This window comes from Streptomyces similanensis (assembly GCF_039543625.1).
Lineage (GTDB): Bacteria > Actinomycetota > Actinomycetes > Streptomycetales > Streptomycetaceae > Streptomyces > Streptomyces similanensis.
Genome location: NZ_BAABKC010000049.1, coordinates 43238 through 63792 on the forward strand (window position 1 = coordinate 43238; position 20555 = coordinate 63792).

Sequence of the window (20555 nt, forward strand, 5' to 3'; positions counted from 1 at the left end):
AGCCCCGCGGAACTCACGCATCCGAGTCTTGAGAGAAAGCGTGTCACGGGCCGCATGACAGACGTTCAGCAGCACTCCGCGGCGGAAACCGCCGGTCCTCCCCGTCGTCGCCTGCGGCCCGGAGCCGTGGTGGTGAAATGGGTGACGACCACCGATCACAAGACGATCGGCTCCCTCTACCTGATCACCTCCTTCACGTTCTTCGTGATCGGCGGCATCATGGCGCTGCTGATGCGCGCGGAACTGGGCCGCCCGGGTCTGCAGATCATGTCGACCGAGCAGTTCAACCAGCTGTTCACCATGCACGGCACGGTCATGCTGCTGATGTTCGCGACGCCGCTGTTCTCCGGCTTCACGAACTGGATCATGCCGTTGCAGATCGGCGCCCCGGACGTCGCCTTCCCCCGTCTGAACATGCTCGCCTACTGGCTGTACCTGTTCGGCTCGGTGATCGCCGTGGCGGGCTTCCTCACCCCCGACGGAGCGGCCGACTTCGGCTGGTTCGCCTACTCGCCGCTGACCAGCGCCGAGCACTCGCCCAACGTCGGCGGCGACATGTGGATCATGGGCCTGGCCTTCTCCGGCTTCGGCACCATCCTCGGCTCGGTCAACTTCATCACCACCATCATCTGCATGCGCGCGCCGGGCATGACCATGTTCCGCATGCCGATCTTCGTGTGGAACGTGCTACTCACCAGCCTGCTGGCGATCATGGTCTTCCCGATCCTGGCGGGCGCGCTGTTCGCGCTGGAGGCCGACCGCAAGTTCGGCGCCCACGTCTTCGACGCCGCCAACGGCGGAGCCCTGCTGTGGCAGCACCTGTTCTGGTTCTTCGGCCATCCCGAGGTCTACATCATCGCGCTGCCGTTCTTCGGCATCGTCACGGAGATCATCCCGGTCTTCGCCCGCAAACCGATCTTCGGCTACATGGGCCTGGTGGGCGCCACGATCTCCATCGCGGGCCTTTCCCTGACGGTGTGGGCGCACCACATGTTCGTCACCGGCGGCGTGCTGCTGCCGTTCTTCTCCTTCCTCAGCTTCCTGATCGCGGTGCCGACCGGGGTGAAGTTCTTCAACTGGACCGGCACCATGTGGAAGGGCTCGCTGTCCTTCGAGACACCGATGCTCTGGGCGACCGGCTTCCTGATCACCTTCCTCTTCGGCGGTCTCACCGGCGTGCTGCTCGCCTCGCCGCCGCTGGACTTCCACGTCTCCGACAGCTACTTCGTGGTGGCGCACTTCCACTACGTGGTGTTCGGCACGGTCGTCTTCGCGATGTTCGCCGGCTTCTACTTCTGGTGGCCCAAGTGGACCGGCAAGATGCTGGACGAGCGCCTGGGCAAGATCAACTTCTGGACGCTGTTCGTCGGCTTCCACACCACCTTCCTGGTGCAGCACTGGCTGGGCGTCGAAGGCATGCCGCGCCGGTACGCCGACTACCTGGCGGCCGACGGCTTCACCGCGCTGAACATGGTCTCCACCATCGGCTCCTTCATCCTGGGCCTGTCCCTGCTGCCGTTCTTCTACAACGTGTGGAAGACGGCCAAGTACGGCAAGAAGGTCGACGTGGACGACCCGTGGGGCTTCGGACGCTCGCTGGAGTGGGCGACCTCCTGCCCGCCGCCCCGGCACAACTTCGTCACCCTGCCCATGATCCGCAGCGAGTCCCCGGCGTTCGACCTGAACCATCCCGAGGTCTCGCTCACGGACAAGCGGGAGAACATGGGCCTGCCGGCATGACGGACGCGGCGGGCCGCACCGGCGAGGACGCGGGGCCGGCCGGCGGCGACGTGGTCAACCAGGTGGAGGGCTATCTGCTGTGGCAGGCCCGGATCACCGAGGCCGAGGAGCGGGCCCGCGCCTTCACCGAGCCCCTGGAGTGGCTGACCACCGCCCAGCGCGAGCAGATCGAGGAGCACTACGTCCGCGACTGCCTGAACCGGGCGAAGGCGGATCTCCAGCGCGTCGCGGACCGCTGCCGGGCGCTGCGCGGCGAGTACGAGGAGCGCTACCGCCAGCTCCGCGCCCGCTGCCTGGCCTTCGTCATCGCCGGCGTGGCCGTCGTCGCGGCCGCCGCCCTCCTCGCGGTGGCGGTCACCCAGTCCTGACCGAGGCCCGGGTGGGAGGCGCCCGGCGGCCTCACAGCTGCTTGCGGACGCCGGGCTCCCGCGGCAGCCGGGCGTGCTGGTCGCCCAGGTCGCTCTCGATGGCCCGCCTGGCCTCCCCGCGCCGCCGGATCGGCAGCACCGTACGCTGCCGCAGGTCCTCGACGAGGAACGCGGTGCCCGCGTAGCAGGCCAGCGCCACCAGCAGCGAGGCGGCGGCGCCGTTGGCCAGTTCGAACGCGTGCGGCGCGCCGAGCTGGTACGCCGCGGCGAGGGCCGCGCGCAGCGTCGACACGCTCAGCACCACGCCCAGCAGCGTCTTGCCGAGGAAGCCGGTGACGGCCAGGGGCAGCAGCATCAGGGCGAAGGCGCTCAGGAACATCCCGACGGCGGCACTGGTCGACTGCGTGGGCGCGACGATGTGCAGCACGCCGAGCGCCGCCCACGACGCGGCGAACAGCCCGAGCGCCGCCGCGGCGGCCGTGTCCCGGGCCAGGAAGGCCATCACCGCGGCGAGGAACTGCACCGGGAAGACGAAGACCGCCAGCAGGACGCCCAGCGGGCGGATCTGGTCGCCGCCGATCGCACCGAGCGCCGCCCCCGCGGTCAGCGCCATGCCGATGCCGAAGGAGAAGAAGCCCAGCGGCAGCGGGTTGCCGTACGGCCGGACGGTGATCGTGGCGGCCTCGGAGCCGTTCGCCGACGCCGGAGGGGGGATCATGCCCGCCGCGTACCCGTCGCCTCCGGTGGAAAACGCCGGGGCTGGCCTGCTGTGACGCCGGTGCGGCCGCCCCGGCCGGGCTCTCAGGCGCCGACGGCGGCGCGCGCCGCGCCGTGCAGGTGTTCCAGGGCGTCGAGGACCAGGGTGCGCCGGTGCCAGGACAGCCAGCGGCCCACCGTCCGGCCCATCTTCTCCAGCGCCTCGTACTGGGCCCGGGGCAGGTCGGACAGCGTCCGGGCGTGGTGGGTGGAGACGATGCCGGCGAGCCGCCCGTCGTCGGTCAGCAGGGGCACGCTGTGGCAGGCGCGGCTGCCGGCGTCGAGGATGACCTGCCGGGACGCCTCGTCGAAGACGGGCGCGGTGGCCACGTCGCGCACCGTCACCTGGCACTGTCGGCGGGCCGCCTGGGAGCAGGACGTGGTCGCGTGGTCGACGAAGGTGAAGAAGTCCGTGAACCGGCGCGGCAGGCCCGCGTGCTTCTCCATCCGCAGGACCCCGCCCTCGGCGAGCTGGAGGTTGCCCATCGACGTCCCGGTGACGGCCAGCGCCCGGTGCAGGGCGGCCTTGAGGACCGCGCCGTGCTGCGTGCTCGCGTGCCGGTCCAGCTCCAGGTCCGGCAGCGGCGGCGAGCCGTGCCGGGCGCGGCCGGGAAACCACACGGCGGCGCCGTCGGGCGGCGGGGGACTGGAGGCCAGCGCGTCGGCGAGCGTGTGCAGCTTGACGTTGTGGGTCTGCGACGCCCGCCGCAGCAGCGCGAACCCCTCGTCCGGCGAGGCCAGCCGGTAGCGCTCGACCAGCACGCGCTGGGCCGCCGCCACCGTGGCGTGCGCGAGCAGCCGGTTGCGTGAGTGCGACGGCGCCGCGTCGGCGGGTGCCGCCTGCGACGCCGCCCCCGGTGCGTCCGTCGCGTCCGTTTCGCGGCGGGCCGCCGTCGCGGGCAGCCGGCGTTCGGACAGCGAGCTCACGGTGCGACTCCTTGGGGGACCGGTGGACGACGGCGTTCTGCTTGCCCCTACCCCGAGCGCTCACGGGAACACAGGCCGTGGCCGGCGCGTGAGAAGGGGAGGTACGGGTGGAACCTCGCGCGGAGCCGGACAGAAGCGCGGGGCGCGGAACGCGGCGAGTCAGGGGCCGCCGCCGAGGCCGAGCCGCCGGGCGCCGTGCTCCGGGACACCGGCGCGGCGCCCCGGGACGGGGGTGCGCCGGGGGTGTCCGGAAGAGGCGGGCGCCCGGGGCCCGAGCCGTCCTACCGGTGCGCCTGCCGCCTGTCACCGGGGGAAGATGAGATCGCGAGCGCAAGCACGATCGAATCGAGGAGTGGGTGTCATGCAGCAGGAACGTGCGGGCAAGCCGGCCGGGCCCGAGGACCTGATCGACGTGGCCCGGCTGGTGACCGCGTACTACGCGCTCCACCCCGACCCGGCCGACCCGGGCCAGCGCGTGGCGTTCGGCACCTCCGGGCACCGCGGGTCCTCCCTGGCGGCCGCGTTCAACGAGGACCACATCGCCGCGACCAGCCAGGCCATCTGCGAGTACCGCGCCGGACAGGGCACCGACGGGCCCCTCTTCCTCGGCGCGGACACCCACGCCCTGTCCGAGCCCGCCAAGGTCACCGCGCTGGAGGTGTTCGCCGCCAACGACGTGACCGTGCTCATCGACAGCGCGGACGGCTACACCCCCACCCCGGCGGTCTCGCACGCCATCCTCGCCCACAACCGGGGCCGCACCTCCGGCCTCGCCGACGGCGTGGTGATCACCCCCTCGCACAACCCGCCCGCCGACGGCGGCTTCAAGTACAACCCGCCGAGCGGCGGCCCGGCCGGCTCGGACGCCACCTCCTGGATCCAGGACCGCGCCAACGAGATCATCGCGGCCGGTCTGAAGGACGTCCGCCGCATCCCGTACAGCAGGGCGCTGGCGGCCCCGGGCACCGGCCGCCACGACTACCTGGACGCCTACGTCCGCGACCTGCCGAACGTGCTCGACCTGGACGCGGTCCGGGACGCGGGCGTGCGCATCGGCGCCGACCCGCTGGGCGGGGCCTCCGTCGCCTACTGGGGCCGCATCGCCGAGCAGCACCGCCTCGACCTGACCGTGGTCAACCCGCTCACCGACCCCACCTGGCGGTTCATGACGCTGGACTGGGACGGCAAGATCCGGATGGACTGCTCCTCGCCGTACGCGATGGCCTCGCTCATCGAACAGCGCGACCGCTTCCAGATCGCCACCGGCAACGACGCCGACGCCGACCGGCACGGCATCGTCACCCCGGACGGCGGGCTGATGAACCCCAACCACTACCTCGCCACCGCCATCGGCTACCTCTACGCCCACCGCACGCGGTGGCCCGCCGGAGCGGGCGTCGGCAAGACCCTGGTCTCCTCCGGCATGATCGACCGGGTCGCCGCCGACCTCGGCCGCCGGCTCGTCGAAGTCCCGGTGGGCTTCAAGTGGTTCGTGGACGGACTGGTCGACGGCTCGCTCGGCTTCGGCGGCGAGGAGTCCGCGGGGGCGTCCTTCCTGCGCCGCGACGGCTCGGTGTGGACCACCGACAAGGACGGCATCATCCTGGCCCTGCTCGCCTCCGAGATCACGGCCGTCACCGGGAGGACGCCCTCCCAGCACTACGCCGAACTCACCGCGCGCTTCGGCGAACCCGCCTACGCCCGCATCGACGCGCCGGCGACCCGGGAGGAGAAGGCCCGCCTCGCCAAGCTGTCCCCGGCGCAGGTCACCGCCGACACCCTCGCCGGCGAGCCGGTCACCGCCGTGCTCACCGAGGCGCCGGGCAACGGCGCGGCGATCGGCGGCATCAAGGTCGCCACCGAGAACGCCTGGTTCGCGGCCCGCCCTTCGGGCACGGAGGACGTCTACAAGATCTACGCCGAGTCGTTCCACGGCCCCGACCACCTCGGCCAGGTCCAGGACGAGGCGAAGCAGGTCGTGCTGACGGCGCTCGGCGGCTGACCGGCAGGGCGCGGCCCCCGCCCGCCGCGGAAGGGTTCCGGGCGGCGCCGGCCGCGTTCCGGAGCCCCGTACGCTCCTTGCCGTCCCCGTCCCCGTCCCCGCCCCCCGTCCCCCTTCGGTCGGTCCACGACGCCGGCCGCGACATGTGCCGCCCCACGGCCCGCACGTGTCGTGGTCGGCGTCGCGGCGTTCCGCCCGCTTCGTCAGCTTCATCCACGGCGCCCCCGCTTCGTCCACGGCGCCGCCGTCACCTTCCCGTCTCCCGGCGGAGGACGGCGGAGCGGGCGGACCGGGCCGCCCCAGACTTTCATCCTTCGTTTTCTTGAACTCCTCATGTTTAAGACGGTAGGTTCTGGGCTCATGACGGCAGCCCAGCGACCCGCCACCGCACAGGAGTTGCGCGGTGCCGGCCTCAGGGTGACGGCCGCCCGCGTCGCCCTCCTGGAGACCGTCCGCCAGGGTGACCACCTCGACGCCGAGGCCATCGCCGCCGGGGTGCGCGACCGGGTCGGACACGTCTCCCTGCAGGCCGTGTACGAGGCCCTGCGCGCGCTCACCGCGGCCGGACTCGTCCGCCGCATCGAACCGGCCGGCAGTCCGGCCCGGTACGAGGGGCGCGTCGGGGACAACCACCACCATCTCGTGTGCCGGTCGTGCGGCGCCGTCGCCGACGTGGACTGCGCGACCGGCGAAGCACCCTGCCTCACCGCCGCCGACGACCACGGCTTCTCGATCGACGAGGCCGAGGTCATCTACTGGGGCCTGTGTCCCGGATGCGCCACCGCCCGCAGTTCCTGAGCACCGTGTTCCGCCCAGCTTGGAAGGATGCACATGTCCGAGAACCACGACGCAATCGTCACCGACCCCAAGACGGAGGGAACGGGCGGCTGCCCGGTCGCGCACGGTCGCGCCCCGCACCCGACCCAGGGCGGCGGAAACCGCCAGTGGTGGCCGGAGCGGCTCAACCTGAAGATCCTCGCCAAGAACCCGGCGGTGGCCAACCCCTACGGTGACGGCTTCGACTACGCCGAGGCGTTCCAGTCCCTCGACCTGCCGGCCGTGAAACGGGACATCGCCGAGGTGCTGACCACCTCCCAGGACTGGTGGCCCGCCGACTTCGGCCACTACGGCCCGCTGATCATCCGGATGGCCTGGCACAGCGCCGGCACCTACCGCATCAGCGACGGGCGCGGCGGCGCCGGCGCCGGCCAGCAGCGCTTCGCCCCCCTCAACAGCTGGCCCGACAACGCCAACCTCGACAAGGCCCGCCGCCTGCTGTGGCCGGTCAAGAAGAAGTACGGCCGCAACCTGTCGTGGGCCGACCTGCTGATCCTGGCCGGCAACGTCGCCCTGGAGTCGATGGGCTTCGAGACCTTCGGCTACGCCGGCGGCCGCGAGGACGTGTGGGAGCCCGAGGAGGACGTCTACTGGGGTCCCGAGACGACCTGGCTGGGCGACGAGCGCTACACCGGCGACCGGGAGCTGGAGAGCCCCCTCGGCGCGGTCCAGATGGGTCTGATCTACGTCAACCCCGAGGGTCCCAACGGCAACCCGGACCCGATCGCCGCGGCCCGCGACATCCGCGAGACGTTCCGCCGGATGGCGATGAACGACGAGGAGACGGTCGCCCTGATCGCGGGCGGCCACACCTTCGGCAAGGCCCACGGCGCGGGCGACGCCGACCACGTCGGCCTCGACCCCGAGGCGGCCGGTCTGGAGGAGCAGGGCCTCGGCTGGCGCAACACCCACGGCACCGGCAAGGGCGGCGACACGATCACCAGCGGCCTCGAGGTGACGTGGACGCCCACCCCGACCCAGTGGGACAACACCTTCTTCGAGACCCTTTTCGCCTACGAGTGGGAGCTGTTCAAGAGCCCCGCCGGAGCGAACCAGTGGCGGCCCAAGGACGGCGCCGGCGCGGGCACCGTGCCCGACGCCCACGACCCGGCCGTGCGGCACGCGCCGACGATGCTGACCACCGACCTCTCGCTCCGCTTCGACCCGGTCTACGAGCCGATCTCGCGGCGCTTCCTGGAGAACCCGCAGGAGTTCGCGGACGCCTTCGCCCGCGCCTGGTACAAGCTGACCCACCGCGACATGGGCCCGGTCGCCCGCTACCTGGGTCCCGAGGTGCCCGCCGAGACGCTGCTGTGGCAGGACCCGCTGCCGGAGCGCGCCTACGAGCTGATCGACGCCGAGGACGTCGCCGCGCTCAAGACGAAGATCCTCGCCACCGACCTGCCGGTGTCCGAACTGGTCTCCGTCGCCTGGGCGTCGGCCTCCTCCTTCCGCGGCAGCGACAAGCGCGGCGGCGCCAACGGCGCGCGCATCCGGCTGGAGCCGCAGCGCGGCTGGGAGGTCAACGACCCCGACCGGCTGGCGACGGTGCTGCGCGCCCTGGAGGGCGTCCAGGAGGCGTTCAACGCGGCGCAGAGCGGCGGCAAGCAGGTCTCGCTCGCCGACCTGATCGTCCTGGCCGGCGGTGTGGGCGTGGAGCGGGCGGCCAAGGAGGCCGGCTTCGAGGTCGAGGTGCCCTTCACGCCGGGCCGCGTCGACGCCGCGCAGGAGCAGACGGACGTCGAGTCGTTCGCCGCGCTGGAGCCGACGGCGGACGGCTTCCGCAACCACCTCGGCAAGGGCAACCGGCTCCCGGCCGAGTACCTGCTGCTGGACCGGGCCAACCTGCTCACCCTCAGCGCCCCCGAGCTGACGGTCCTCGTCGGCGGTCTGCGCGTCCTGGGCGCGACCCACCAGCGCTCGCAGCTCGGCGTCCTCACCACGACGCCGGGCGTGCTGACCAACGACTTCTTCGTCAACCTGCTCGACCTCGGCACGGAGTGGAAGGCGACGTCCTCGGACGCGACCGCCTTCGAGGGCCGTGACGCGGCCACGGGCGAGGTCAAGTGGGCCGGCAGCCGCGCCGACCTCGTCTTCGGGTCCAACTCCGAGCTGCGCGCGGTCGCCGAGGTGTACGCGAGCGACGACGCCAAGGAGAAGTTCGTGAGCGACTTCGTCGCGGCCTGGACCAAGGTCATGAACCTCGACCGGTTCGACCTGGTGTGACCGTGCGGCAGTGAGGACCGTGGGGGCCGGCCGGCGACGGCCGGCCCCCACGCGTCCGTCCTCCGGCGGGCCGTGCGCGCGCCCGGGCGGTCAGTGGCCGCCGCGGGGCGGTTCGCAGCCGGTGCCGTCCGGGTAGCCGCCGAAGGCGTCCGTCTCGGCGGCCACCCGGTTCAGGGAGCCCTCCAGGCACATGGTGGACGCGTCGATCAGGAAACTGACGGCCTGGTCGCCGTTGGCCGAGGACTCCACCTTCCCGGCCGGGTACCCGAGAGCGGTGAGCGCCTCGCGGGTGTGCTCCGGGTCGAAGTCGCGGCGCTCGCTCAGCGGCCGCAGGGCCTTCTCGATGCGGGCGGCGGCCGCGAGGCCGGCGCAGCGCGCCCGGCCGTGCAGCGGGATGGGCACCCGGAAGCCGTGGTTCTCGGCGTAGTGGTCCGGGGGCAGTTCGCCGGAGCCCGTGGCGGTCGGCGTCGGGGTGGGGCTCTCGCCCGGACACGGGACGTCGGCGGGCCCGCTCGGGGCGGCCGCGGAGGTCCGCGCGGACCCGGCCGCGCCGCCGGCGTCGTCGTCGGACGACTGGGTCCCGCAGCCCGCCGCCAGCACGGCGAGCACCGCCACCGCCGCCGGCAGCGCCCCGGCCGCGGCCCTGGTCCTTCTCGGCTTGGTCATGCCGCGATCGTTCCCGCTGTCGCCGCGGGTGTCATGAGTACCCCTACTCATCCGTTTCGCGCCGCTCACGTCACCTTGTGAACACCGTGACCGGCCCGCTCGGGCCCCTTCTCATCAAGGCTTGAAAGATTCCCGTGTCCGAAGGCTTGCCGCACCACAGGTCTCATCAGTTAAATCAAGACGTGAACTAAGCGACTGGCGCGAGTCGTTGAGCCGTACTCTCCCTACCTTCTGCGCGCCTGTCGCCGACCCCTCTCGATTCGCACCCGCAGGGACCCCCATGAGACCAAGATCCCTGGGTGTCGCGCTGGCCGCACTGGCAGCGCTCATCACCCTCCCCGCACACGCCCCGTCCGCGGCGGCCGCCGAGATACCGCTGTCCCAGGGCAGGACCGCCACCTCGTCCTCGACCGAGAACGGCGGCACCCCCGCCGCCTTCGCCGTCGACGGGGACACGGGCACCCGCTGGTCCTCGGCCGCCACGGACGACCAGTGGCTCCAGGTGGACCTCGGCGCCTCGGCCTCGGTCACCAAGGTCGTCCTCAACTGGGAGGCCGCCTACGGCAAGGACTACAAGGTCCAGATCTCCTCGGACGGCAGCGCCTGGACCGATCTGAAGAGCGTCACCGGCGGCGACGGCGGCACCGACAGCCTCGACGTCTCCGGCCAGGGCCGCTACGTCAGGATGTACGGCGTCCACCGGGCCACCCAGTACGGCTACTCCCTCTGGGAGTTCCAGGTCTTCGGCACCGCCGGCGGCGACACCGGAGGCGGCTCCACCGGCTCCTGCGACAGCGCCGACGCGGCCAAGGGCAAGCCGGCCTCCGCCTCCTCGACGGAGAACGCGGGCACCCCCGCCTCCGCCGCCTTCGACGGCGACACCGGCACCCGCTGGTCCAGCGCCGCCGCCGACCCGCAGTGGGTGCAGGTGGACCTGGGCTCGGTCCAGAACCTGTGCAAGGTGGACCTCAACTGGGAGGCCGCCTACGCCAAGAACTTCCAGATCCAGACCTCCTCGGACGGCAGCAGCTGGACCACGCTGAAGAGCGTCACCGGCGCGACCGGCGGCACCGCCTCCTACGACGTCAGCGGCTCGGGCCGGTACCTGCGTATCAACGGCACCGCGCGCGCCACCGGTTACGGCTACTCGCTGTGGGAGGTCGCCGTGCACACGACCTCGTCCGGCTCCACCGGTCCGGTCCAGGGCGGCGGCGACCTCGGCCCCAACGTGATCGTGGTCGACCCCTCCACCCCCAACCTCCAGCAGAAGTTCGACCAGGTCTTCTCCCAGCAGGAGTCCAACCAGTTCGGCTCCGGCCGCTACCAGTTCCTGCTGAAGCCGGGCACCTACAACGGCATCAACGCCCAGATCGGCTTCTACACCTCGATCTCCGGCCTGGGCCTGAACCCCGACGACACCCAGATCAACGGTGACGTGACCGTCGACGCGGGCTGGTTCAACGGCAACGCCACACAGAACTTCTGGCGTTCGGCGGAGAACCTCGCCATCACCCCGTCCAACGGCACCGACCGCTGGGCCGTCGCCCAGGCCGCGCCGTTCCGCCGCATCCACGTCAAGGGCGGCCTCAACCTCGCCCCGAACGGCTACGGCTGGGCCTCCGGCGGCTACATCGCCGACTCCAAGATCGACGGCACCGTCGGCCCGTACTCCCAGCAGCAGTGGTACACCCGCGACAGCTCGGTGGGCGGCTGGACCAACGGCGTGTGGAACATGACGTTCTCCGGCGTCCAGGGCGCCCCGGCGACCAACTTCGACTCCGGCCCGTACACCACGCTGGACAACACCCCCGTCTCGCGGGAGAAGCCGTTCCTCTACCTGGACGGCAGCACCTACAAGGTGTTCGTGCCCGCCAAGCGCACCAACGCGCGCGGCGTGTCCTGGCCGGCCAACGCGGGCACCTCCCTGCCGCTCGACCAGTTCTACGTCGTCAAGCCGGGAGCGACCGCCGCCACCATCAACCAGGCGCTCTCCCAGGGCCTCAACCTGCTGTTCACGCCGGGCGTCTACCACCTCGACCAGACCATCAACGTCACCCGCGCCGACACCGTGGTGCTCGGTCTCGGTCTCGCCACCATCGTGCCCGACCACGGCGTCGACGCGATGCACGTCGCCGACGTGGACGGCGTCAAGCTGGCCGGCTTCCTGATCGACGCGGGCTCCGCCAACTCCGACACCCTTCTCCAGATCGGTGCGGCGGGCTCCTCGGCCGACCACTCGGCCAACCCCACCACCATGCAGGACGTGTTCGTCCGCATCGGCGGCGCGGGCCCCGGCCTGGCCACCAACTCGGTCGTCGTCAACAGCAACAACGTGATCATCGACCACACCTGGCTGTGGCGCGCCGACCACGGCAGCGGCGTCGGCTGGGAGACCAACCGCGCCGACTACGGCCTGCGCGTCAACGGCAACGACGTCCTGGCCACCGGCCTGTTCGTCGAGCACTTCAACAAGTACGACGTCTACTGGGCCGGCGAGCGCGGCCGGACCATCTTCTTCCAGAACGAGAAGGCCTACGACGTCCCGAACGCCGCCGCCGTCACCCACGACGGCATCGTCGGCTACGCGGCCTACAAGGTCGCCGACACCGTCAACCAGCACGAGGCCTGGGGCCTGGGCAGCTACTGCAACTTCACGGCCGATCCCTCGATCGTCCAGCGCCACGGCTTCCAGGTGCCGGTGAAGTCCGGCGTCAAGCTGCACGACATCCAGGTGATCTCCCTCGGCGGCAAGGGCCAGTACGCCCACGTCGTCAACGACACGGGAGCGCCCACCTCCGGCACGGACACCGTGCCGTCCAAGGTGACGCTGTTCCCCTGATCCGGGGCGCCTGACCCACGGCACGGCAAGGGTGTGCGGCGAGCCGGTCTCCCGGCTCGCCGCACACCCGCGTCTCCGGCGGCCGCCGGAGCCGTCAGCGTCGCGTGCCGAGCGTCCGCAGGACGGCGTCCGCCATGGCCTGCTCACCCCGGGCGTTGGGGTGGGCGGGCGCGGCCGGCGCGGCGGGCCGCAACGGCTCGATCCAGCGGTCGGCCGGAGCCTTGCACATGTCGTGGCCGCGCGTGGGGCCGTAGGTGTCGACGTACTGGGCGCCGTTGACCGCGGCCACCAGGCGCAGCATCAGGTTCAGCCGCTTCTCGGTGTCGCGCAGGTACGGGAAGTCCCGCGCGGCGAACGGCACCGACGGGAAGCAGCCGCTGCCGTCGTCGGGCAGGAGGTCCGGGTAGCCGACGACGACCACCCGGGCGTGCGGGGACCTGGCGTGCACGGCCCGCAGCACCCGGTCCACCCGGGGAGCGGTGCGGGCGATGGTCAGCGTCAGCTGATCGATGCCCGAGGAGGAGGTGTAGGAGCGCCGGCACGGGTCGCCCGCCGGGTCCTGCACACCGAGGCGGGCGCAGGTGGCGATGATGGAGCCGAAGCCGACGTCGTTGCCGCCGATCTGGACCGTCACCAGGTCCGTGTCCCGGTCCAGCGCGTCGAGCTGGGGGCCGTTCGTGCCCTGCGGCCGCCACATGTCCTCGGTGGTCGCGCCCGAGCAGCTCACGTCTTGGAAGCCGGTCGTCGCGCGCTGCCGCGCCACCAGGGAGGGGTAGTTGCTGTCGGACCGGGCGCAGTTCGCGTCCACCTGCCGGGGGATGAGCGGCCCCGAGGTGTAGGAGTCGCCCAGCGACACGTACCGCTCGGCGCGCCCGGACGTCCCGCCGTGCGCGGCGGCCGGCGCCGTCGACGCGGCGAACAGGGCGCAGCAGCCGAGCGCCACCCCCGCGGCGGCCCGCCACCGACGTCCCCGCGTCCCTCGGCCCCGCTCCGCGTCGTTCCCCATGAACACCCTCCCCCTCGTCCCGGACACGGCTGAACCCGTCGCGGCACCGGCATCCGAGCACGGCCGCTCACGCGTTCGACTGGGCATGTATACCGCTCGGTATCTCCCCGGGGCCAGAGCCGGGTACGGGCGGAGCCGTCGCCCGCGTAGGATCAACCGCCGCTCATTCCACTCCACTTACCGAACAGGGCCATCATGCCCGTGGTCTTTTTTGGCTAGGAAACGATCGTGTGAAAGGGCGGCGGACACGTAAGGTGCCAGATGCACTCCGATGAACCGATACGGCGTGAGTTCCGAGGTCGGTGCCGCCCCGGAAGGAGACACCGACCGATGACCACCAAGGCGATGAAGTCGCTGCTCACCGCCCTGGCCCGGGAGGCGTCGAAGTCGATCCGGCGGCCGGCCGAACCCACGGCGGTCATGAACGGGTTCTGCCGCGCCATGAGCGTGCGCGTCGGCCGTCCCGTCCAACTGGTCCTGCGCGGCTTCCCGCCGGACGTCCCCGTCACCGGCCTGCGCCTGGACTGCGGAGACCGCTCGATCATCGTCGTCGAGGAACGCACCGCACCCGAAGCGCAACTGGTCATACTCGGACACGAGTTGTGGCACGAGGAGTGCGGCCACTGCGACCCGCACGGCGCCGACGTCCCGGCGGCCGCCCGCGCCCTGACCGCCGGCCGCTCGCCCGAGGCGGTGCGCCGGGCCGCGGAACGGATCCTGGCCGCGGCGGAGGTTCCCCGCGAGGCCCTGGTGACGGCGGCCGCCCGGACCGAATCGGCCGACGACCACGAGGCGCAGGCGGAGACCTTCGGCCTGCTCTTCGGCCGCGAGGTCCGCACCTGGATGACGGGCCGCTACGCCGAAGGCCCGGTCAGCGCGGCCACCGTGGAGGGACGCATCAACCTCTCGCTCCTCAACCGCACCGGACGCATCCTGGGATGAGCCCCCACTTCCACATCCCCTACGCGGTCCCCACCGCGCTGCTGGTCGTCGCGCTGGTCTCCCGGGTGCCGACCTTCCTGCGCGCCTGGCGCGACCCCGAGGTGCGCGCGACCACCCTGCTGCTGCTGTGGGCCACGGCCGTCCTCGTCGTCATCACCCCCGCCAACATCGACCGCCTCAACCGGCGCACGGGCGTCGCCAACATCGCCTCTCCCTGGGCGTACTCCTTCCTGACCGCGTTCTGCGCCACCGGCCTCGCCATGATCATCCGCTGGCGGGAGGCGCCCTCGCCCCGGCGCCGGCGCACCATCCGCCGCCTCTACGCCGCCTACACGGGCGTCGTCGTCGCCCTGTGGACCACGTTCGCCCTGGCCGACGCCCCGGTGCCGCGCATCTACGACCTGGACACCTACTACGCCGACACCCCCTGGATGCGCGAGCACATCCTGCTCTACCTGCTCGCCCACCTCACCTCGTGCGCCGTCTCCACCCGGCTGCTGTGGAAGTGGTTCCCGCAGATCGCCAACCCCTGGCTGAAGGCGGGGGTCGTCCTGCTCCAGCTCGGCTTCGCCTCCGGACTGGTGTACGACGCGGCCAAGCTGACCGCCGTGACGGCCCGGTGGTCGGGGACGGACTGGGACGTCCTGAGCACCCGCGCCGCGCCGCCCTTCGCGCTCGCCCAGGCGGCCCTGCTGGCCATCGGCTTCATCGTCCCGCAGGCCGGCCCCGCCCTCACCGGCTGGGCCCGCGACCGCGCCGAGTACCGGCGGCTGCGCCCGCTGTGGCGCGCCGTCAAGGTCCTCGCGCCCGCCGCGGCCAAGGCCCGCATCGGCCCGTGGGCGCCGCTCGACCTGCGCCTGCTGCAACGGCGCCAGCGCATCCACGACGCCCTGCGCCTGCTCGCCGGCCACCTCGACCACGGCCTCTACGCGCGGGCCCACCGCGTGGCCGCGGCCGCGCACGGCGCGGCCGCGGCGGACGGCCTGGCCGGAGCCGTCACCGTCCTGGCCGCCGTCGAGACCTGCCGGCGCGGCGAGCCGGCCGCCCCCGCCCGGCGCCCACCGCACCCCGGCGCCGACCTGAGCGACCACCTCGACGCCGTCTCCCTCGCCCTGCGCCACCCCCGCACCGTCGACGGCGTCCGCCGGCGGGCGGCCAGCACAGAAAGCCTTGACCTCCATGTCTGACAGAGCCACCAACGGCCGACCAACCGCGATCGTCATCGGCGCGAGCGCGGCCGGCCTGTTCGCCGCCGCCGCGCTCGCCGAGTTCGCCGACGTCACGGTCGTCGAGCGCGACACCCTGCCCGAGCACGCCGCGCCGCGCCGCGGCGTGCCCCAGGCCCGGCACGCCCACCTCGTCTGGAGCGGCGGCGTACGGGCCTTCGAGGAACTGCTGCCCGGCGTGGTCGACGACGTCGTCGCCGAGGGCGGCCGACTGGTGGGCATCATGGGCGACATGGTCTCCAGGGCCCCGAACGAGGTCTGGTTCCGGCGCTTCCTCGCCACCCGTCACCAAAACCTCGTCAGCTCCCGGGACCTGCTCGACCACGTCCTGCGCCGGCACGCCCTCGCCGACCGGCGGGTCACGCTGCGCCAGGACACCACCGCCCTCGCGCCGACCGGCGACGCCGGCCGCGTCACCGGACTGCGGGTGCGCACCGGCGACGACGAGCACACCCTCGCCGCCGACCTCGTCGTGGACGCCTCCGGCCGCGGCTCCCGCTCCCCGCAGTGGCTCGAAGACCTGGGCCTGCCCCGCGTCGCCGAACGGCGGGTCGACGCGGGCGTCACCTACGCCACCCGTACGCACCGCGCCCCCGGCACCACGGCGGACGGCGCCTTCCCGCTGGTCAACGTGCAGGCCAACCCGGCCAAGGCGCCCAGCCGCGGCGGCATCATCCTGCCCGTCGAGGACGGCCGGTGGATCGTCACCCTCACCGGCTCCCGCGGCGCCGAACCGACCGCCGACCCGGACGCCTTCGTGGACTACGCGCTGAGCCTGGGCGATCCCGTCATCGGGGACCTGCTCAAGGACGCCGAACCGCTGGAGGACGTCGCCCTGTCCCACAGCACCGCCAACCACCGCCGCTACTACGAGAAGGCCAGGCACTGGCCCGACGGCTACCTCGTCGTCGGCGACGCCGTCGCCGCGTACAACCCCGTCTACGGGCACGGCCTGACTGTGGCCGCCCAGTGCGCCCTCGCCGTCCGCGAGGTCCTGCGCGCCCACCGCGTCACCGCCCCCGGCACCGCGCGCCGCCTCCAGCGCGCCGCCGCCCGCCCCGTCGCCGGGGCCTGGGACCTCGCCGTCGGCCAGGACGCCTTCTACCCGGGCGCCGCCGACACGCCGCCCACCGCCGTCGAGCGCTTCCTCGCCCGGTTCGTCGACCGGGCCGTGGCCACCGGCGCGCGCAGCCCGCGCGCGCTCGGCGCCCTGCTGGACGTGATGAGCCTGGAGAAGCCCGCCACCCGGCTGTTCTCCGCCGACATGCTCGTCCCGATGCTGCTGGGCCCGAAGAAGCCCCTGCTCCAGGAGGCCCCGCTGACGGAGACGGAGCGCAAGGCCGCCGCCGTCCCGCGCTGAGCCGTACGCGCGGCGGCGGGCGGGCGGCGGCCGGGCACGTGCGGCCCCCGCGCCCCGCCGCGCACCCGCGCGTCCTACGACGGCGCGCCGCCCTCCAGGGCCGGCGCGCGCAGGGCGGCGGCGACGCGGAGCACCGGCTCGGCCGGCGGATGCGGCAGCCGGGCCAGCACCACGCGCCGCTGCTCCTGCGGGCCGCCGCGCACCGGCAGGACGCGCACGCCCGGGGGAGCGGCCGCGGCCAGCGCGGTGGGCACCGTGGTCAGACCGCACCCGGCGGCCACCAGGTGCAGCTTGGCCAGCCAGTCCCGGGCGGTGTGGGCGATCTCGGGCCGCTCGTCGAGACCCGGCCACACCCCCATCAGCCGGTCCTCGTCGGAGGGCGGAGCGGCGATCCAGCGCCGCCCGCGCAGATCGGCGACGTCCACGAAGTCACCGCGGGCCAGCGGATCGGCGGCCGGCACCGCGAGGCACAGGGCGCGCTCGGTGAGCGTGCGCACCGCCAGCGCGGGCGATTCGGCGTCCGGGGGGCGGAACGGCGGCCCCGACGCCAGCACCGCCAGGTCCAGGCTGCCCGCCCGAAGGGCCCGCACCAGCTGGGGCGTGGTGCCCTCCCGGGTGACGACCCGCACGGCCGGGTCCGTGCGGTGCAGCGCGGCCAGCGCCCTGGGGACCAGGACGGCGCCCGCGCTGGGGTACCAGCCCACCCGCACGGTGCCGCCCTCGGCGGGCAGCCCGGACAGCTCCCGGGCGGCCGCGTCGATCTCGTCGAGCACGGCGGTGGCCCGGCGCAGCACGACGCGGCCGGCGGAGGTCAGCCGCACCCCTTCGCGCCGCCGCAGGAGCAGCTCCGCGCCGGCCGCCCGCTCGATCGCCGCGATCTGCCGCGAGACCGCCGACTGGGTGTAGCCCAGCGACGCGGCCGCCGCGGTGAAGGTGCCCCGCTCGGCGACGGCGCGGAAGACCCGCAGCGCGGTCAGCGACACATCGGTGAAGTCCATGACGATGACGCATACTAGCCGTGCGTGACTCTCGTTGGACGCATCAACTGCCGCCGCCTAGCGTGGAGTTCATGAACACATCACGCATCGCGCTGGTCACCGGAGCCAACCAGGGACTGGGCCGGGCCCTGGTCGAGGGACTGGCCGCCCGGCTGGGACCGGACGACCTGGTCCTGCTCACCGGCCGCGACGCCGGCCGCGTCGCGGACGCCGCCCGCGAGATCGCCGAAGCCCCCGCCACCCGCGGCCGCGTGGAGGGGCGGGTCCTGGACGTCACCGACGCCGGCGCTCTCGCCGCCCTCGCCGCGGAACTCGGCGAGCGGCACGGCGGGGTGGACGTGGTGATCTCCAACGCCGTCGCCCCGCTGCACCCCGACCGGTCGCAGGCCGCGCAGGCCGACGCGTTCATCGACGTCGCCAACGGCGCCACCCACGCCGTACTGCGCTCCTTCGGCCCGGTGCTCAAGCCCGGCGGCCGGCTGCTCGTCGTGGCCAGCAGCCTGGGCACGCTCGGCCGCCTCGACCCCCGGCTGCACCCGCTGTTCGACGGAGCGAGCCTCGACCAGGTCGAGTACGCCGTCGAGTCCTGGCGCAGCGCCGTCCACTCCGGCACCGCCCAGGAGGCGGGCTGGCCGCTGTGGGTGAACGTGCCCTCGAAGGTGGCCCAGGTCGCCGCGGTGCGCGCGGTCGCCGCCGAGCGCCGCGAGCACGACCTCGCCTCCGGCACCCTGATCGCCGCCGTCTGCCCGGGCATGGTCGACACCCGCGCCTCCCGGCCCTGGTTCGGCGACTACAGCGGGGCCCAGACGCCCGCCGCGGCCGCCGAGGCGGTGCTCGACGTGGTGTTCGCCGAGGGCGCCGACCCGGCCCTGTACGGCGAACTGGTCCGCTTCGGCAAGCCCCTGCCGTGGCACGGCGGGGAGCCGGCCACCGAACAGGACCGGATGCTCGTGCCGTGAGCGCCGCCCCGTCCCGGCAGTGCGGCCCGGCGGAGCCGCCTCGATGTGCGGGGCGCGCCCGGAGCGAGCAGGGTGGGACGCGGACACGCTCCGGGCGTGTCCGGAAGGAGCACTCCCATGGCGAAGGACACCTCAGGGAAGAAGCGGCCGGCCAAGGGCGACAAGGTCGCCTGGCGCACGCACGGCAGTGAGACCACGGGGACGGTGCGGCGCGAGATCACCGATCGGACGCAGGCCGCGGGCCGCACCGTGGACGCGTCGTCCGACGAACCCCAGTACGAGGTGCGCAGCGACAAGTCCGGCCGCTCGGCCGTGCACAAGCCGTCCGCCCTCAAGCGCAAGAAGTAGCGGCGGTTCCGGCGGGGGACACGCGGGACAATGGAAGCGCCCGCCGCACCTCCCCACCCACCGGAACGCGTATGCCCCCCTCGCACCGGGCCGGACCCGGCCCGCGGCTCTCGCGGCAGGAGAGCCTCTTCCCGCTCGGCGACCTGTACCCCGAGACCGCGGGCGACCCGTCCCCCGAGACCGCGGGCGAGCCCACCCCGGGGCCCGCACGGACCCGGCCCGACCGCGCCCCGGCGCCCGCGGCCCCGTCCCCCGAGGCCGCCCGTCTGCTGGACGTGCGCGAGATCCACGCCGAGCCCGCGGCGGCGGCCTCGCCGCGCGGCCGGCAGATCCTGGCGCGCTTCCCGCACGCCCGCCTGATCGAGGTCGACTCCCACTGGCGCGTCCCGCACCTGCACGGCAACGAGGGCAACGTCGAGCGCTGGGTGCGGGTGAAGACCGAGACCCTGGTCCTGGGCGTCCGCAAGACGCTCACCACCCGGCCCAACGGCCGCTCCGCCGACTGGATCGCCCCCGGCGCCTCCAACGGCTGCGCCATGGCCTGCGCCTACTGCTACGTGCCGCGCCGCAAGGGCTACGCCAACCCGATCACCGTCTTCACCAACATCGACGCGATCATCGCCCACCTCGGACGCCACGTCGCCGGCCAGGGCGTGAAGCCCGAGCCCAACCAGTGCGACCCCAGCGCCTGGGTCTACGACGTCGGCGAGAACGGCGACTGCTCCGTCGACGCGCTGATCTGCGACAACACCGCCGATCTGATCCGCGCCTTCCGCTCCTGGCCGACCGCCAAGGCCAGCTTCGCCACCAAGTTCGTCAACCGCGACCTGCTCGGCCTCGATCCCCGGGGGCGCACCCGCGTCCGCTTCTCGGTCATGCCGCCGCGGGACTCCCGGATGCTGGACATCCGGTGCAGCCCGGTCGCCGAGCGGATCGCCGCCGCGGGGGACTTCCTGGAGGCCGGGTACGAGGTGCACTTCAACCTGTCGCCGGTCGTCCTCCGGCCCGGCTGGGAGGCGGACTGGGGCGAGCTGCTGCGCCACCTCGACGACGTGCTGCCGCCGGCCGTGAAGGCGCAGGCCGCCGCCGAGGTCATCCTGCTCACCCACAACCGCGAGCTGCACGAGGTCAACCTCGGCTGGCACCCGCGGGCCGAGGACCTGCTGTGGCGCCCCGATCTCCAGCAGGCCAAGCGGTCGCAGAACGGCGACACCAACGTCCGCTACCGCACCGGCGTGAAGGGCCCGGCCGTACAGCGGCTGCGCGAGCTGATCGCGGCGCACGCCCCCTGGCTCACCCTGCGCTACGCCTTCTGACCGCCGCGTCCGGGGGCCGCGGAACGCGGCCGTACGGCG

Annotated in this window: 17 protein-coding genes; 12 read left to right on the top strand and 5 right to left on the bottom strand. The window is 73.2% G+C overall.

Features of this window, described 5'->3' with window-relative positions:
- Positions 1–54: 54 nt before the first annotated feature.
- Both ctaD and ABEB07_RS17700 read left to right on the top strand, forming a co-directional pair.
- A complete protein-coding gene (gene ctaD / locus ABEB07_RS17695) occupies positions 55–1740 on the top strand; it encodes an aa3-type cytochrome oxidase subunit I (RefSeq protein WP_164584863.1) in 1686 nt (561 codons plus the stop codon).
- Entirely contained in the window at positions 1737–2108 is a 372-nt protein-coding gene (locus tag ABEB07_RS17700; protein ID WP_164584864.1) for a cytochrome C oxidase subunit I, read from the top strand. The genes ctaD and ABEB07_RS17700 overlap by 4 nt, the downstream gene beginning before the upstream one ends.
- Positions 2109–2139: 31 nt before the next feature.
- Here ABEB07_RS17700 and ABEB07_RS17705 read toward each other — a convergent pair whose 3' ends face one another.
- Positions 2140–2826 (bottom strand): acetate uptake transporter family protein, encoded by a 687-nt coding sequence (locus ABEB07_RS17705; RefSeq protein ID WP_176147803.1) that lies wholly within the window; start codon positions 2824–2826, stop codon positions 2140–2142.
- 83 nt (positions 2827–2909) lie between these two features.
- Positions 2910–3791 (bottom strand): ANTAR domain-containing protein, encoded by an 882-nt coding sequence (locus ABEB07_RS17710; protein ID WP_345669211.1) that lies wholly within the window; start codon positions 3789–3791, stop codon positions 2910–2912.
- A gap of 361 nt (positions 3792–4152) precedes the next feature.
- Between ABEB07_RS17710 and pgm the strand changes: the two genes are divergently transcribed.
- The 3 genes from pgm (at position 4153) to katG (ending at position 8856) form a co-directional block, all read left to right on the top strand.
- Positions 4153–5793: a phosphoglucomutase (alpha-D-glucose-1,6-bisphosphate-dependent) gene (gene pgm, locus ABEB07_RS17715; RefSeq protein ID WP_345669212.1), complete on the top strand. Its 1641-nt coding sequence runs from the start codon at positions 4153–4155 to the stop codon at positions 5791–5793.
- Between the two features lie 360 nt (positions 5794–6153).
- Entirely contained in the window at positions 6154–6591 is a 438-nt protein-coding gene (locus ABEB07_RS17720) for a Fur family transcriptional regulator (RefSeq protein WP_164584868.1), read from the top strand.
- A gap of 33 nt (positions 6592–6624) precedes the next feature.
- On the top strand, positions 6625–8856 hold the full coding sequence (gene katG / locus ABEB07_RS17725; RefSeq protein ID WP_345669213.1) for a catalase/peroxidase HPI: 2232 nt from the start codon (positions 6625–6627) through the stop codon (positions 8854–8856).
- Between the two features lie 90 nt (positions 8857–8946).
- Here the strand turns inward: katG and ABEB07_RS17730 are convergent, their stop codons facing one another.
- Positions 8947–9522, bottom strand: coding sequence for a hypothetical protein (locus ABEB07_RS17730; protein ID WP_345669214.1), 576 nt, complete (start codon positions 9520–9522; stop codon positions 8947–8949).
- Positions 9523–9802: 280 nt separating this feature from the next.
- On the opposite strand from ABEB07_RS17730, the gene ABEB07_RS17735 reads away from it, so the two are divergent.
- Positions 9803–12361: a discoidin domain-containing protein gene (locus tag ABEB07_RS17735; protein WP_345669215.1), complete on the top strand. Its 2559-nt coding sequence runs from the start codon at positions 9803–9805 to the stop codon at positions 12359–12361.
- A gap of 94 nt (positions 12362–12455) precedes the next feature.
- Here ABEB07_RS17735 and ABEB07_RS17740 read toward each other — a convergent pair whose 3' ends face one another.
- Entirely contained in the window at positions 12456–13367 is a 912-nt protein-coding gene (locus ABEB07_RS17740) for an SGNH/GDSL hydrolase family protein (protein ID WP_345669216.1), read from the bottom strand.
- Between the two features lie 330 nt (positions 13368–13697).
- Between ABEB07_RS17740 and ABEB07_RS17745 the strand changes: the two genes are divergently transcribed.
- From ABEB07_RS17745 to ABEB07_RS17755, 3 genes are read left to right on the top strand one after another with little or no spacing between them, the layout of a single operon-like run.
- Positions 13698–14309 carry a toxin gene (locus tag ABEB07_RS17745; protein WP_345669217.1) on the top strand — a complete coding sequence of 204 codons (612 nt, stop codon included), beginning with the start codon at positions 13698–13700 and terminating at the stop codon, positions 14307–14309.
- Positions 14306–15496, top strand: a complete 1191-nt coding sequence (locus ABEB07_RS17750) for an MAB_1171c family putative transporter (RefSeq protein ID WP_345669218.1) — start codon at positions 14306–14308, stop codon at positions 15494–15496. Before ABEB07_RS17745 ends, ABEB07_RS17750 begins: the two co-directional genes overlap by 4 nt.
- Positions 15489–16895, top strand: coding sequence for an NAD(P)/FAD-dependent oxidoreductase (locus tag ABEB07_RS17755; protein ID WP_345669219.1), 1407 nt, complete (start codon positions 15489–15491; stop codon positions 16893–16895). The genes ABEB07_RS17750 and ABEB07_RS17755 overlap by 8 nt, the downstream gene beginning before the upstream one ends.
- 74 nt (positions 16896–16969) lie before the next feature.
- On the opposite strand, the gene ABEB07_RS17760 is transcribed toward ABEB07_RS17755, so the two are convergent.
- Complete coding sequence (locus tag ABEB07_RS17760; RefSeq protein WP_345669220.1) at positions 16970–17893, bottom strand: LysR family transcriptional regulator; 924 nt, start codon at positions 17891–17893, stop codon at positions 16970–16972.
- Positions 17894–17964: 71 nt separating this feature from the next.
- On the opposite strand from ABEB07_RS17760, the gene ABEB07_RS17765 reads away from it, so the two are divergent.
- The 3 genes from ABEB07_RS17765 to ABEB07_RS17775 all read left to right on the top strand — a co-directional run bounded on the left by ABEB07_RS17765 (position 17965) and on the right by ABEB07_RS17775 (position 20516).
- Positions 17965–18852, top strand: a complete 888-nt coding sequence (locus tag ABEB07_RS17765; RefSeq protein ID WP_345669221.1) for an SDR family NAD(P)-dependent oxidoreductase — start codon at positions 17965–17967, stop codon at positions 18850–18852.
- A gap of 117 nt (positions 18853–18969) precedes the next feature.
- The gene (locus tag ABEB07_RS17770; protein ID WP_164582341.1) at positions 18970–19200 is read left to right on the top strand and encodes a hypervirulence associated TUDOR domain-containing protein; all 231 of its coding nucleotides are present in this window, start codon (positions 18970–18972) and stop codon (positions 19198–19200) included.
- Positions 19201–19271: 71 nt separating this feature from the next.
- Positions 19272–20516 (top strand): spore photoproduct lyase family protein, encoded by a 1245-nt coding sequence (locus ABEB07_RS17775; protein WP_345669223.1) that lies wholly within the window; start codon positions 19272–19274, stop codon positions 20514–20516.
- Positions 20517–20555: the final 39 nt, after the last annotated feature.